Below are 15,057 nucleotides of genomic sequence, written 5' to 3'. Positions count from 1 at the left end.
CGCATTTAGATTTACCAATCATCCATAAGTCACTAGCTCAACTTGACTCACTGGAGTTGTATCCATTTAAAAAGATGTTTAAAGCGGGCGTCGGTAGTGTGATGATTGCACACTTGTTTATCCCTGCTATCGACAGTACGCCCCATCTGGCAAGCTCGCTTTCTCCGAAATTTGTAACAGATTTATTGAGAAAAAAAATGGGATTCCAAGGGATTTCTTTCACTGATGCATTGGAAATGAAAGGCGTTTCAAAGTACTTCCCAGGCGGGGAAGTGGCGGTAAAGTCTTTACTTGCGGGTAATGATATGTTGTGTTTGCCCGAAAATATTACGACTAATATCGATAAAATAAATGCAGCTTTAGATGATGGAAGACTCCGTTGGGAGAATTTGGCGCATAGCATAAAAAAAGTACTCTATGCAAAATATAATTTGGGATTGGCGCATTATTCAAAAGTTGATACCGCAAATATTACGGCTGATCTGAATAAAAATGTCGGTCGAATTCGCAGAGAAGCGGCAAAATATTCATTAGCCGTTATAAAGACTCAAAACAGGCGTTTTCCCGTCCTAAACAAAAATGAAAATATTGCCTATGTAGCCCTGGGTGAGAATTCGGATAATGCAATTGTTACTGAGTTGAAGCGGCATTTCCACACGACAGTTTTTAATGTTTCCTATGAAGAGAATAAAGGAAGATTGGAAACTGTTTTAAATAAACTAAAAAATGGAAAATTTGATAGAATAATAGTTGGTATACATAATTACAGTAAACGTCCGGCGGATAATTTTGATATCAGTGAAGAAGCAATCTTATTAGCGAGTGATGTTGAAAAATTCGATCCTTCCGCCATATTGATGGATTTTGGGAATCCCTATGCTATTAAATATTTTACTGATTATAAAAATATTATTGCTTGCTACGAAGACGATGCTATTTTTCAACAAAATGCTTATCGGTTCTTGATTGGAAAGATAAAAGCGAAAGGGCGCTTATCGGTGTCTGTTTCTTCCAAATTGCCTGTGGGAACGGGCATTTTAGTGAAGCGAGATTAAGGTTAATTAAGAGATATTATTTCCCTAAAGTGTCTGTTTTTTTCTCGATTCTGATGCCCATGTTTAGTATATGCTTTAATGTATCTGCAGGCATTAACTGTTGAAATATAAAGCTGTTTTTTCCGTAGCTAAGTTTGATAGGCTTTTTATTGATTTTTACCCTCGTTTCAATGGTGCTCTCCAATGTGTCTCCAAACCAATGATTATTTTCTCCAATAGGGAGAATTATTTTTTGCATTTTAGCGGAATCACCTGGTGCAATAAAATAATAATTGAGCATTAAATTGTTGTATTGAAAATTATCTGTATGTCTTATCACAGCATAGATATTATATAGATCTGTGGTGTCAGTAATATCTATGTCGATCCAGGGCTTATAGGAAGACAGCCATTGGTGGTCTTTGAAAGATACGGTTTTTTCCGATGTTGTAGATTGCACACAGGAAGCAACACTTATCAATAGAATTAAAATTAAAACTAGGATGATGCTGTTGTTCTTCTTCATGAACCTGAATTTAAACTTTGGCAAATTATAAAACGTTTAATATTTGCTCTTTTGCTTTTTCTAATTCGTCTTTCATTTCGACAACGTAACGTTGAATATCCAAATCGTAAGCCTTAGAACCGGTAGTATTTATTTCTCTGCCTATCTCTTGCAGAATGAAGGATAATTTTTTGCCTTTTGAACTTCCGGATTCGTTTATTATTTCTCTGAAATAATTACAATGATTCTTTAAACGAACTTGCTCTTCACTTATGTCGATTTTTTCAATATAATAGACAAGTTCTTGTTCCAATCGCCCCGCATCATAATTATCTTGCCCAACATTCTCCGATATCAGTTTGGTTAAATTTTCTTTTATCTTCGATTTGCGATTAGGCGCTAAATCAGCGATTAATGGTTGGCGGTTTTCGATGTTAGCGATTCTTTCCAATAAATCTTTTTCTAAAACGGCACCTTCATTTTTCCTATGCAGATTTAATTGTGCCACTGCTTTTTTTAATATCAGTTCGAAAGCCTTGTATTCTTCGTCCGATATTACTTCGGTAGAGTTCATAATTACGTCCGGCATTTTAAGTACCGTACTTAATAAGTGTTCGGTGCCTGCATTTAATTCTCTGGCCAATCTTTCTATAGATAGATAGAAATATTTTGCCAGATCTGTATTGATAGACAAAGCTTTGCCCGCGCCATTTTGTTTAATGGAGATATTGCATTCGATACTTCCGCGCTGTAAACCTTCGGTAATTACATTTCTAATCTCAAATTCAAATGGCTTTAATAATGCCGGTAAAGTCATACGCAAGTCGCATTGTTTACCATTAAGAGATTTTACTTCTACTAAAAACGTTTTGTCACCCAACATTTGTTCCGCACGTCCGTAGCCTGTCATCGAATAAAGCATAGAAGATATTTTAAAAACAAACCTACAATAAAAATCGTTAGTATAGAGCAATAAGACCCGCAAAGTCGTTTTTACACGAAGAATTATGTTTACGTCTAAGATTGTTGTTGGCTTTCCCATATAAAAGAAACCCATTTATAACAAATTATGGGCAACCGGTAATTCTATCGTAAAACAGCTTCCTTTTCCATATTCGCTTTTAACATTAATACTACCATTTTGTGCTTCTATAAATTCTTTACTGATACTTAGTCCCAAGCCTGTTCCTTCCTTTTTGGTGCCCGGGATTCTGAAATATCGATCGAAAATTTTAGGAATGTATTCGGGTGAAATACCTTGACCCAGATCTGTTATAGAAAGTATTGCCTTGTCATTTTTAATAGAAATCTCAATATAAATGATAGAATCATCATAAGAATAGCGTATTGCATTGGATATTAAATTATTCAGCACCCAAGCTGTTTTTTCTTTGTCAGTATGTATGAATATGGGCTGCGAGGGTATATTGATTTGTATATTGATATTTTTTTGCTCAGCAGCATTCTTATTTGCACTTAAGGCGTAATTGATTATTTCCAAAACATTCTCTGACCTCATATTTAAATGGACAGTCCCACTTTCTACCTGGGTTACATTCAGCAACTCACCGGTAATTTTCAATAGCCTGCTACTGTCGTCTTTAATACTTTCAACAAGGCTTCTTTGTTCATTATTAAGTAGCCCGACCTGTTCATTTTCCAAAAGCTGTAAACTCATTTTGATGGACGAAATGGGTGTTTTAAATTCGTGAGAAACTGTTGCAATAAAATTAGTTTTTGCAAAATCTAATTCTTTATACTCCGTGATATTTTTCAATAATATTACATTGCCAATTATTTTTTCATCCTTTTCTCCGGTAGGAATAATTTTTATGGGGATAATTTCTTTCTCAAAATAGCTTTCCTTATTATCTGCAAAAATTTTAATGGGAGCTACTTTTTGTATTGGTTTTTCTGTATCATGAATGAAGAGTTCTTGAATTAATTTTCGCAGTAAATCATTATGTACAGCAATATTTTGAACTGGTCTGCCCAATATATTTTCTAGTTCCAGGCCTGTAATCTTTATGGCGTTATTATTAAAGAAGACGATTTTGTTCTCGCTGTCCAGACCGATAACCGGTTCACGCATATTATTGATAAGTGTTTCGATGCGCTTTTTCTCAGTCATTAGTTTTTCCATATTTCCTGTTTGATATTCTTCTAGTTTTTCTGCCATCGTGTTGAATGACTTAGCTAGTTCTCCAAATTCATCATGACTTTCAAAATTTAACCTTTTGGCATAATTCTGTGAGGCAATTTCCCTGATGCTACTTGTTAGCTCCCTGATTGGATTGGCAATATTGTTGGGAAGGTTGAATAACATGGTAAAGCTCACAAGAAAGCAAAATGAGCCAATGATTTCGATCCAGAAGATAGCGCTATCTGCCGTTCTTTGAGCCGTATTACTCTTTTGTCCAATAGCTTGCATATTGAGCAGCATAATCTGTGAAAGATCAGCTCTTACTTTTTTAAGCAAATCAGTACTATCTGTATATTTTATTAGCGAGTTAAAATCATTGTTTAATTTATTGGTCAAAGATTGTTCTCCATTCTCAGTTATGTTCTGTTGTTGTTTTTGAAGATTTTCTTTAAAATATTGCTGTTCTATAGGCTGCTCGATACCCGTGTTTAAAGCATCCATCATGTTTCTAGAATACGCAATAGTGTTGTAATTTGCCGTTGATATTTTCTTCGTATCGTTGGAAAGTTTATTGATAAATATTGAGCCGATGGCTGTTAGTACTGTTACCATTACGAACAATAGACCTACTACCGATATAAGTTTCGCTTTTATTTTCATTTGATAATATTCAAGATAAAATAACCAAATCAATATTGCTGCTCGTAAGTTTTCTTAATAACTCATTAAACACATTTGTTGCAAGAATTATTTTTAAAATGCTAAAATGTGGTTTCCCAATGCAAATGGTACTTATCTTTCTTTCTTCCGCTTGTTGCAAAATTGACTTTACAATGTTGTTATTCTCCATCTTAATAATTTGTGCGCCCAATTCTGTTGCCAATTTAAAATTATTAATTAGATATCGCTGTTTGTCCAGAGCGATTTTATCTACGCCTTCTTTCTGTGTTTGCACATATAAAACATACCATTGACTATTATAATAATTAGCGAGCCTGGAAGTCTTACGAATGACGACTTTTGCTGTTCTCTCGTTACTACTAATGCATGCCATAAATCGTTCTCGCTGCAAATTAGTTACTTTAATGACTTCTGTTTCGACCTTGCGTTCTACCTGCGATGCAACTTCTTTTAACGCGAGTTCCCGAAGTTGCAAAATATGTTCAGGTTGAAAAAAATTTCTTAAGGCGATTTCAATCTTTTCAGGACGATAGATTTTTCCATCTTTCAGCCTTGCAATCAGTTCATCAGCAGTAAGATCAATATTTACAACTTCATCCGCTTGCGCAATTACGGCATCTGGAATACGCTCTTTTACTTCAATACCTGTAATGTTTTTTACATCATCATTCAAACTTTCTATGTGCTGAATGTTTACTGCCGAAATTACATTGATGCCGGCGTCAAGAATATCCATAACATCCTGCCATCGCTTATTGTTTTTGCTTCCTTCAATATTTGTATGTGCGAGTTCATCCACAACAACAATTTCCGGGCGAAGATGAATAATGGCTGCCAAATCCATTTCTTCTAGTTCTTTTCCTTTATAAAATAATTTCCTAACCGGTACAACCGGAAGCCCCTCTAATAATTCATGTGTTTCTTTTCTGCCATGTGTTTCTATAAAACCAATATTTATATCCACGCCACTGCTTTGGAGTGATTGTGCTTCTTGCAACATGCGATAGGTTTTGCCTACCCCAGCACTCATTCCGATATAGACTTTGAATTTGCCTCGCCTTGATTTTTTAATAAGGTTTAAAAATTCCTCCGCTGACTTTTTTGTATCTTTCATCAAGGCTGATTTTAAAGATATATTGATCTTTCCAGAATAATTTCAATAACTAAAACTAAATAAGTTACTTTAAATTATCCAATGCAAGATTAAGTTTGAGTAAATTTATTTTTTCTGTTCCAAATAATCCCAAGAAAGGTTTTTCTATGTTGGAGCGGACCAATTGCTCTAACTTTTCTTCAGTGATTCCCCTTATTTTGGCAATTCGCTTTATCTGTATTTCTGCTGCTTGTACAGAGATGTTGGGATCTAAGCCACTGCCACTTGCTGTGACTATATCTGATGGAATAGCCGATTTCTCAATACCGGGATTGTGTATAAGAAAAGTGTCTATACGAGCCTGAACCTGCTTTAGATAATCGGAATTGATGGTACTTTTATTACTTGCTCCACTGCTTGCTGCATTATAATTGACAGCTGAAGGGCGTGAATAGAAATACTTATCTTCTGTAAACTGCTGCCCAATATTGCTGTAATATGTTTTACCGTTTTGGATAACAATTTCTCCTTTGCCCCTGTTAGGCGTGAATTGGGCGATGCCATAAATGGTAACTGAATAAACACCCACAAAAAATATCAGGCAAATTAATGTGAGGCGAATTCCAGGAAATATATGAGATTTCATATTTTACGTTTTTAGACTAATTAGAAAAATGAAGAAACCACAATATCAATCAACTTTATCCCTATAAAGGGGATAATAATTCCTCCGAGTCCATATATGAATAAATTTCTGCGAAGCAAAGCGCTTGCGCCAATGGGTTTGTAGGAGACGCCTTTCAGAGCTAAAGGAATCAACATGGGGATTACAAGAGCATTGAAAATTACAGCCGATAATATTGCTGTTTGCGGGCTATGCAAATGCATAACATTTAATGCCTTTAGGGAGGGAATAGCAACAATAAATAATGCGGGAATAATGGCAAAATATTTAGCTATGTCATTGGCAATACTGAAGGTAGTAAGTGTTCCTCTGGTCATTAAAAGTTGTTTGCCGATTTCTACTACCTCTATCAATTTGGTGGGGTCATTGTCCAGGTCTACCATATTGCCAGCTTCTTTTGCTGCTTGTGTTCCACTATTCATTGCCACTCCGACGTCTGCTTGTGCCAGTGCTGGTGCATCATTGGTGCCATCGCCCATCATAGCAACCAATCTGCCTTCGGCTTGTTCTTTTTTGATGTAATCCATTTTATCTTCGGGTTTTGCTTCTGCAATAAAATCATCTACGCCAGCCTTTTCAGCAATGTATTTTGCAGTTAATGGATTGTCTCCAGTAACCATTACTGTTTTAATGCCCATCTTACGCAATCGCTCAAAGCGCTCGCTAATACCCGGTTTGATAATGTCTTGTAATTCGATTACACCAATAACCTTCTCATTTTCTGCGACGACCAAAGGGGTTCCGCCATTACTGGAAATATTTTTTACATGTTTTGCGATCTCTTCCGGAAAAACATTTCCTGCTCTTTCAGTAAGTTGGCGAATGGCGTCTGAGGCCCCTTTTCGGATACGTGACGTATCAAAATCTATCCCTGAACTTCTTGTTTCTGCGGTGAATTTTATATATCGTGGATTTCGAATATTATAACCCAAGGGATTTACCATCGCCAGTTCAATAATAGATTTTCCTTCTGGCGTTTCATCTGCCATAGAACTTAGCACGACAGCCTTAATGAATTGTTCTTCAGCTATCTCTTTAATGTGATAAAAATTTATTGCTTTACGATTACCAATTGTAATAGTTCCAGTTTTATCCAACAACAAGACATCTATATCTCCTGCAGTTTCGACAGCCTTGCCACTTTTGGTAATGACATTTGCACGAAGCGCCCTGTCCATTCCTGCTATGCCAATAGCAGATAATAACCCGCCAATAGTCGTTGGGATTAGACATACAAATAGTGCTACATATGCAGCAATTGTAATCGGTGCATTGGCAAAATCGGCAAAAGGTTTTAGAGTTACCGTAACAATGATAAATACCAAGGTGAATCCTGCCAATAGAATAGTCAGCGCAATTTCATTAGGTGTTTTCTGACGATTTGCACCTTCTACCAATGCGATCATTTTGTCTAGAAAACTTTCTCCCTGCTCTATTGTGACTTTTACTTTTATCTTGTCTGACAATACTTTGGTTCCACCAGTAACAGAGCTTTTATCTCCTCCTGCTTCGCGAATTACCGGAGCACTTTCGCCGGTGATGGCACTTTCGTCAATGGTTGCGAGTCCGTTAATAATTTCTCCGTCAGATGGAATGATGTCTCCTGCTTCACAAATAAACATATCTCCTTTTCTTAAAGTAGAAGAAGGTACTATTTGAACTTCATTGACAAAAATGCCCCCTAATATTTCTACTTTTTTTGCGGGTGTTTCCTCTCTCGTTTTGCGTAAACTATTCGCCTGTGCTTTGCCCCTTGCCTCTGCAATTGCCTCCGCAAAATTTGCGAATAACAAGGTGAGCAATAAGATGAGAAATATGAAAAAATTATAGGAAAAACTTCCCTGTGATTTTTCGCCGGCCAATATCCAACCGCAAACAAAAAGCATTACAACGGTTCCTATTTCTACCGTGAACATAACTGGGTTACGGAACATTATTGTTGGGTCCAATTTTATGAAAGATTGTCTGAAGGCTTCTCTCAGCAAATCCTTTTGAAACAATGAGTTATTTTTTGTTGTCATTTCTTTTAAATTATTTTAGTGAAAAATGCTCTGCAATGGGCCCTAATGTCAATGCAGGAAGGAACGATAAGGCCGCTACAATTAAGATAACGGCAAATACCATTATTCCAAACGTTGAAGTATCTGTTTTGAGCGTACCGGCATTTTCAGGAATATGTTTTTTATTTGCCAAACTACCTGCAATTGCCACGGGGCCTATGATAGGCAAATATCTCCCCAGCAACATTACAATTCCACAAGCGATGTTCCAAAAAGGAGTGTTGTTGCCGAGCCCAGCAAAGCCGCTTCCATTATTAGCACTTGAGGAGGTGAATTCGTAAAGCATTTCGCTAAAGCCATGACAGCCCGGATTATTCAGCCAAGAGCAATAGAGCGAAGGATTTCCTGTGTATAAATGATTTGCTATTGCCGCACCTACTAGAATTAAGAATGGGTGTAGAAGTGCAATTATCATCGCAATTTTCATTTCTTTGGCCTCTATTTTTTTTCCCAAGAATTCAGGCGTTCTTCCTACCATTAACCCACTTATAAAAACTGCAAGAATGATAAAAATGTAGAAATTAAGAAAGCCCACACCTACACCTCCAAAAAGTGCATTTACCATCATTCCCAACATTGCGCAGAGACCTGAAAGAGGTTTGAAGCTGTCCAGCATCGCGTTTACGGACCCATTACTTGTGCAGGTTGTATAGATTGCCCAGTTAGCTGATGCGGCGGAGCCTATACGAACTTCCTTCCCCTCCATACTTCCCATATTTTGTGTAATGCCTAATTTGGCAATTGAGGAATTACCCAGCATTTCATTATGCACTGTAGGGATAAGCAAGAGTAACAATCCAATACACATCACAGTAAAAATCATCCAAGCCAGTCTTCGCCTTTTTAAATAATATCCTAGTGCAAATATTAATGCCATCGGTATAAGAACGATGGCCATGTTCTCAATCATGTTGGTGAAATAAGATGGATTTTCAAAGGGATGTGCTGAATTCGCCCCAAAGAAACCGCCTCCATTTGTGCCTATTTGTTTAATTGCTACAAATGCTGCAACTGGCCCTGTCGATACTTGAACCGTATCCCCTTGGAGGGTTACCATATTATGTTTCCCTTGAAAAGTCATTGGGGTACCATTAAACACCAAGATAGTAGCTACAATTAATGCAAGTGGGAAAAGGATACGTGTAGTAGCTCTTACAAAAAAAGAGTAAAAATTTCCTAACTGAGTACTAGTTTTATTTTTCAGAGCGGCAAATACTACAGCGACAATCGCAATTCCACAACCGGCACTCACAAATTGCCAAAGCATTAAAAATAATTGCCCAAAATAAGAAAGACCCGTTTCTCCTGAATAATGTTGCAGGTTAGTATTTGTAATAAAACTAATTGCTGTATTAAAGGCAAGATGACCACTCATAGAAGCGTTTTCGTCCGGATTTAAAGGCAGCCAGCTCATGTTTGTTAGTACAAACATGGAAAGTAAAAACCAGATCAGATTGATAGTAAGAAATGCAGCAAGGTGCTGTTTCCAATCCATTTGTTTATTGGTATCTATACCGCTGAATTTAAAAAAAAATCTATCTATTGGATTAAAAACCCCGTCTAACCAGCTTTTTTCATAATTAAAAATCTTGCTTATGTATTTGCCGAGTGGCATGGCCAGCAGTACAGTCGATACAAATATGGCAATGATGCCTAAAATTTCTGTATTCATGTTTGGTGAATTGTTGATAGTGAATAACACAATGAACTGTTTTAAAACTTTTCTGGTTTTAAAAGCACATAACATATATATACAAACACGCAAATAGCAATAATGAATAATAATGTCATTTTTGTAATTAGTTATATTTTATCAAAGAAATTGATGAATTGGAACATGATTGCAAATAAAAAGCAACCCAAGAGAGTTAAAATAAGCGTAAGCATTTTTGATGGATAATTTGTTTTCGACCTTGTATGCCAAAAGTGTTCCTGCTTTTTGTAAATTCTTTGTAATGTCGATGGATAAAGAGTTATAACGATATATTTTAATTTTTTGGAATAAAAAAAGCCTATCAATATGATAGGCTTTTCCCAAAACGATAAGGTTTATTGTATTTTGTATTCTTCTATCTTTCTGTATAAGGTTGCGATGCCAATTTCCAGTAATCGCGCAGCCTCTGCCTTATTACCTTGTGTGTGATTAAGTACCTTTTGAATATGCAATTTCTCGGCACTGTTCAAGGAAAATGCCGATAGAGTTTTTTGCCCCTTTTTCATGGTGTGCTGCAACTCATATGGTAAAGATTCGATATCTAAAATTTCTTTGTCATTGAGAATTATACTGCGCTCAATTGTATTTTTTAATTCCCGAATATTGCCTTTCCAAGAATGTTTTTTTAGTGCATCCAAATATTGCTCCGATAATTTGAATGGACGCTTATTGCTTTTCGTAGAAAATATTTGCACAAAATAATTGGATAGCTCAGCAATATCCTGTTTTCTTTCCCGAAGGGCAGGAATTGGAATTGTAAAAGCTGAGAGTCTATAATACAAATCCTCCCTAAAATTCGCTTGCTCAATTTCTTTTAATAAATCGCGATTGGTAGCGGCAATTACGCGCACATCAACCTTTGTTGGCGTAGTTTCTCCTACTTTAATAAACTCCCCTGACTCCAGAACTCTTAATATTTTGGCTTGCAGTTCGGTGACCATTTCACCAACTTCATCTAAGAAAATTGTTCCTTTGTGCGCTTCTTCAAACAGTCCTTTTTTGTCTTTAGTTGCGCCTGTAAAAGAGCCGCCTTTATGTCCGAATAATTCACTTTCCAGTAAATCTTTGCTAAATGCAGCGCAGTTGATAGCTACGAAAGCCTTGTTGCATCTTGCACTCGCAAAATGTATTGCTTGTGCAAATACCTCTTTACCTGTTCCTGTTTCTCCTAGTAATAAGACGGTTGCATCTGTTGTGGCTACTTTTTTCGCTAGCTCAATCGCCTCCAGAATTACTTTTGATCTTCCAAGAATATTTTCAAAAGAATATTTTTTACCGACTTGTTGCTCTAATTGCAGGACTCGTTTTGTAAGGTTGGATTTTTCGGTCGCTTTGTAAAGGAGAGGGATTATTTTGTTATTATCATCACCTTTTGTAATATAATCAAAAGCATTATTTTTAATAGCTTGTACGCTATCCGGGATATTGCCGTAGGCTGTTAAGAGTATAATTTCAATTGCTGGATATTTTTCTTTCAATTCTTTAGAAAAGCTTATTCCGTTCCCGTCGGGTAATTTAATATCGCAGACTACTACTTCAATTTCATGAAGTGCCAGCTTTTTCCATGCCTCCTTAATATTTTCTGCCTGAAAAATAGTAAAGCCTTCTAGGGAAATAACACGCGCCATTAAGCTCCGTAGTTTTTCTTCATCATCTATTAACAAAATGGCATTCATTATATCAAGTATTTGAAGCAAATGTAGAAATTTATTAGACAATTATTATTTTATAGCCAATAAGAGGCTAACCCTATTTTTCGGTGCCGGAAAGTAAATTGTTATAGAACATAGCGTATGAAAATAGGAAATTCTATAGCGGATAAATTGCCCTTTAGCACTCCTTACCTACTTTTTTATCCACAAAGCCGTAAGTGAAACGCCAAAATATAGATGATACAAAAGGAATGATTATCTTGCAACTCGTATGGAAAACTTTGTAGTCTCAGCAAGAAAATATCGCCCCCAAACTTTTGAAACGGTAATTGGTCAAAAACATATTACCACAACTTTAAAGAATGCCATAAAAAATCAGCAACTGGCGCATGCTTTCCTTTTTTGTGGACCACGTGGAGTAGGCAAAACTACTTGTGCGCGTATCCTGGCTAAAACCATCAATTGTGAAAATTTGCAGCCCGATGGTGAGGCTTGCGATCAATGCCCATCTTGTAAAAGCTTCAACGATGGCGCATCGTTAAATATCCACGAATTAGATGCTGCCAGTAACAATTCAGTAGATGATATTCGAACATTGGTGGAGCAGGTTCGTTTTGCCCCGCAGGCGGGAAAATACAAGGTATATATTGTGGATGAGGTACATATGCTAAGTGCTAGCGCCTTCAATGCTTTTTTGAAAACTTTGGAAGAGCCACCGAGCTATGCTATTTTTATTTTGGCTACCACCGAAAAACATAAATTATTGCCTACTATTTTGAGCCGTTGTCAAATATTTGATTTTAAAAGAATCACCAATAATGATACGGTAGAGCATCTGGAAGAAATAGCAGTGAAAGAACATATTCAGGTCGAGAAAGCCGCACTACAGGTGATTGCGCAAAAGAGCGAAGGTTGTATGCGTGATGCATTGAGTATTTTGGATAAGATTGTGAGTTTTACCAATGGAGAGGTGTCTTATTCCAATACTTTGGAAAATTTAAATATTTTAGATGAGGATTATTATTTCAAGATATTGGACTGTTTGACCCAGCAGGATCTTGCAGGCGGCATGCTTTTGTATGATGAAATAAATCGCAAAGGCTTTGAAGGCGACCTGGTTTTAAACGGTTTTGCCGAATTTGTGCGGAATTTATTGGTAGCACAAAATGCCAAGGCAGCTGTATTGCTTGATGTGGTAGAAGGTATGCAACAAAAATATATTGCGACTGCTCAAAAAATCTCCGCTTCCTTTTTGGTAAGCGCTTTGAATATTTTGAATGAGGCTGAAGTAAATTATAAGATGGCGCGCAACAAGCGTTTGCACGTTGAGATGGCTATTATAAAACTTAACTTTTTGCAGCAAGCAATAAGTTTAGCCTCTGAAAATGGGGTAGTGGCAAAAAAAAAGCAGATTGACGGACCTGTAGCTTATCGAGAAAAAAAAATTGCTTCCTTTCAAGTTGCCCCGCTAGAAGAGGGGAAGGCTAAACTTACTATACAAAAAAGTGAAACGCCCGCAACAGAGAAAGTGATTGAGCCGTCAAAACCGGAAAAGAAAAAAGTTGCCCCGACGTTTAATTCGCCGGTAGAAATAAAAGAGAAAAAGTTGGAGGGTACTACCGGTCATACTTTGCCAAGGCCGTCTAGGCAAAGCTTACTCGATGCCATTAAAGCTAAAGTAGGGCGCGATTATGAAGTGCGTGAGGTGGAGAACCCGGAACCATTGGAGATGGAAAAATTAAAAACTGCCTGGGCTGCATTCGGAGAAAAATTATTATCTCAAAAACAATATTCCGCTGCCAATACTTTTAAAATAGCCGGTCTTTCTATTTTGAGTGAAGATTGTTTTAAGATCGATGTACAAACCGTAGTACAGAAAAACTTGGTAGAGCAGGAGCGTATGCAATTGTTATATGAACTGCAAGAACTTTTTAAGAATCGCCAACTTACTTTTAAAATTGAGGCGCTTGCTGTAGATGTGGAAGTATTGCCTGCACCTTTAAGTAGTCGTGAACGTTTTGAAGTGATGGCCGCCAAAAATCCTGCATTGAAATTGCTGAAAGAAAAACTGAAACTAAATATAGATTATTAAATTGATAATTTGGTAATTTGAAAATTTGATAATTCATTTGCATAATATTACTAATAGCCAATAATTCGTCTGGAAACATTAAATTTATAATTCAATAGTTAAATGAATTACATACAAGCCATTATTTTGGGCATTATCGAAGGCCTTACTGAGTTTTTGCCAGTGTCTTCCACAGGACATTTAATTATTGGTAGCGCCCTTTTGGGTATAGATTCTAAGGATCAGTTTGTGCAATTGTTTATTGTTGCTATTCAATTGGGAACCATCTTGTCAGTAATCGTTCTATATTTTAAAAGGTTTCTTAAATCGCTTAATTTTTATTACAAATTATTTGTCGCGTTTCTGCCGGCAGTTGTTTTCGGGTTGTTATTGGATAAACAAATTGAACATTTCTTGGGCAGTATCGAAACCGTCGCTATCTCATTGTTGATTGGAGGTATTGTATTATTGTTTATTGATAACGTGTTTAAGAACCCTCAGGAAGATAATGCGGATCGTATTAAATATAAAAATGCTTTTGTTATTGGCATTTGGCAATGTCTGGCCATGATCCCAGGTGTAAGCAGGAGTGCGGCAAGCATTATAGGAGGTATGCAACAGAAATTAACCAAAAAGGCTGCGGCGGAATTTTCTTTCTTTTTGGCCGTGCCTACTATGTTTGGTGCTACTGCGAAAAAATTGTACGACTTTTACAAACAAGGTTACCATGTATCTGCACACCAGTGGGGCCTGCTAGGTGTCGGTAATGTAGTGGGATTTGTTGTTGCCATTATTGCTATAAAAGCTTTTATCAATTACGTTTCAAAGAACGGTTTTCAGGCTTTCGGAGTTTATCGTATTATAGTGGGGATTATAATTTTAGCATTTATTTTTTCCGGACATAGTTTGCAAATGATGTAAAACATAATGGATCAAACTTCTGCTTCCAAAAAAGTCATTAATGGTTGGGCAATGTACGACTGGGCGAACAGTGCGTATAACTTAGTTATTACATCAACCATATTTCCTGTTTATTATGATGCCATTACTTCCACGAAAGATAGTGCAGGCAAGGTTATCAGCCATGCTATTTCTTTTTTAGGTTTCAAATTCGAAAGTGGTGCATTATACAATTATGCGATTGCATTGGCGTATTTGGTGATAGCTATTTTATCCCCTTTTTTATCCTCTATTGCGGACGGACGTGGCAATAAGAAACGGTTTATGCAATTTTTTTGTTATCTGGGTTCTGCCGCCTGTTGTTTAATGTTTGCCTTTACAAAAGAGCGGTTGAATTTGGGAATTATCTGTTGTATAATTGCGGCGATAGGTTATTGTGGAAGTTTAGTTTTTTACAACGCGTATCTCCCTGAAATTGCTTCTGAAAAAGAACAGGATCACGTGAGTGCCAAAGGTTTT

13 protein-coding genes are annotated in these 15,057 nt (G+C 36.7%); 4 read left to right on the top strand and 9 right to left on the bottom strand.

Annotation, left to right across the window (positions count from 1 at the left end):
- The coding region (locus tag ACQR30_RS17925) for a glycoside hydrolase family 3 N-terminal domain-containing protein (protein ID WP_429737169.1) at positions 1–1,055 on the top strand (1,055 nt) is incomplete at its 5' end.
- 16 nt (positions 1,056–1,071) lie between these two features.
- Here the strand turns inward: ACQR30_RS17925 and ACQR30_RS17920 are convergent.
- From ACQR30_RS17920 to ACQR30_RS17880, 9 genes are all read right to left on the bottom strand, one after another.
- Positions 1,072–1,560: a hypothetical protein gene (locus ACQR30_RS17920; protein WP_429737168.1), complete on the bottom strand. Its 489-nt coding sequence runs from the start codon at positions 1,558–1,560 to the stop codon at positions 1,072–1,074.
- Positions 1,561–1,585: 25 nt separating this feature from the next.
- Positions 1,586–2,581 (bottom strand): YicC/YloC family endoribonuclease, encoded by a 996-nt coding sequence (locus tag ACQR30_RS17915; protein WP_429737166.1) that lies wholly within the window; start codon positions 2,579–2,581, stop codon positions 1,586–1,588.
- 15 nt (positions 2,582–2,596) lie between these two features.
- Positions 2,597–4,342 carry an ATP-binding protein gene (locus tag ACQR30_RS17910; RefSeq protein WP_429737165.1) on the bottom strand — a complete coding sequence of 582 codons (1,746 nt, stop codon included), beginning with the start codon at positions 4,340–4,342 and terminating at the stop codon, positions 2,597–2,599.
- Positions 4,343–4,352: 10 nt separating this feature from the next.
- A complete protein-coding gene (locus tag ACQR30_RS17905; protein ID WP_429737163.1) occupies positions 4,353–5,477 on the bottom strand; it encodes a sensor protein KdpD in 1,125 nt (374 codons plus the stop codon).
- 64 nt (positions 5,478–5,541) lie between these two features.
- Positions 5,542–6,102 (bottom strand): K(+)-transporting ATPase subunit C, encoded by a 561-nt coding sequence (locus tag ACQR30_RS17900; protein WP_429737162.1) that lies wholly within the window; start codon positions 6,100–6,102, stop codon positions 5,542–5,544.
- Between the two features lie 20 nt (positions 6,103–6,122).
- A complete protein-coding gene (gene kdpB / locus ACQR30_RS17895; RefSeq protein ID WP_429737161.1) occupies positions 6,123–8,162 on the bottom strand; it encodes a potassium-transporting ATPase subunit KdpB in 2,040 nt (679 codons plus the stop codon).
- Between the two features lie 10 nt (positions 8,163–8,172).
- Positions 8,173–9,873, bottom strand: coding sequence for a potassium-transporting ATPase subunit KdpA (kdpA, locus tag ACQR30_RS17890; protein ID WP_429737160.1), 1,701 nt, complete (start codon positions 9,871–9,873; stop codon positions 8,173–8,175).
- Positions 9,874–9,914: 41 nt separating this feature from the next.
- Positions 9,915–9,992 (bottom strand): potassium-transporting ATPase subunit F, encoded by a 78-nt coding sequence (locus ACQR30_RS17885; RefSeq protein WP_429737172.1) that lies wholly within the window; start codon positions 9,990–9,992, stop codon positions 9,915–9,917.
- A gap of 258 nt (positions 9,993–10,250) precedes the next feature.
- A complete protein-coding gene (locus ACQR30_RS17880; RefSeq protein ID WP_429737158.1) occupies positions 10,251–11,591 on the bottom strand; it encodes a sigma-54-dependent transcriptional regulator in 1,341 nt (446 codons plus the stop codon).
- A gap of 247 nt (positions 11,592–11,838) precedes the next feature.
- On the opposite strand from ACQR30_RS17880, the gene ACQR30_RS17875 reads away from it, so the two are divergent.
- The 3 genes from ACQR30_RS17875 to ACQR30_RS17865 form a co-directional block, all read left to right on the top strand.
- A complete protein-coding gene (locus ACQR30_RS17875; RefSeq protein WP_429737156.1) occupies positions 11,839–13,659 on the top strand; it encodes a DNA polymerase III subunit gamma/tau in 1,821 nt (606 codons plus the stop codon).
- Positions 13,660–13,761: 102 nt separating this feature from the next.
- Positions 13,762–14,559 carry an undecaprenyl-diphosphate phosphatase gene (locus ACQR30_RS17870; protein WP_429737154.1) on the top strand — a complete coding sequence of 266 codons (798 nt, stop codon included), beginning with the start codon at positions 13,762–13,764 and terminating at the stop codon, positions 14,557–14,559.
- Between the two features lie 6 nt (positions 14,560–14,565).
- Positions 14,566–15,057 (top strand): MFS transporter (locus tag ACQR30_RS17865; protein ID WP_429737153.1); only part of this gene is annotated, 492 nt, incomplete at its 3' end.

The sequence above is a fragment of the Arachidicoccus sp. genome (assembly GCF_050436765.1).
Lineage (GTDB): Bacteria > Bacteroidota > Bacteroidia > Chitinophagales > Chitinophagaceae > Arachidicoccus.
The sequence above is the reverse complement of the archived record's forward strand: the minus strand, read 5'-3'. Positions and strand labels throughout refer to the sequence as shown.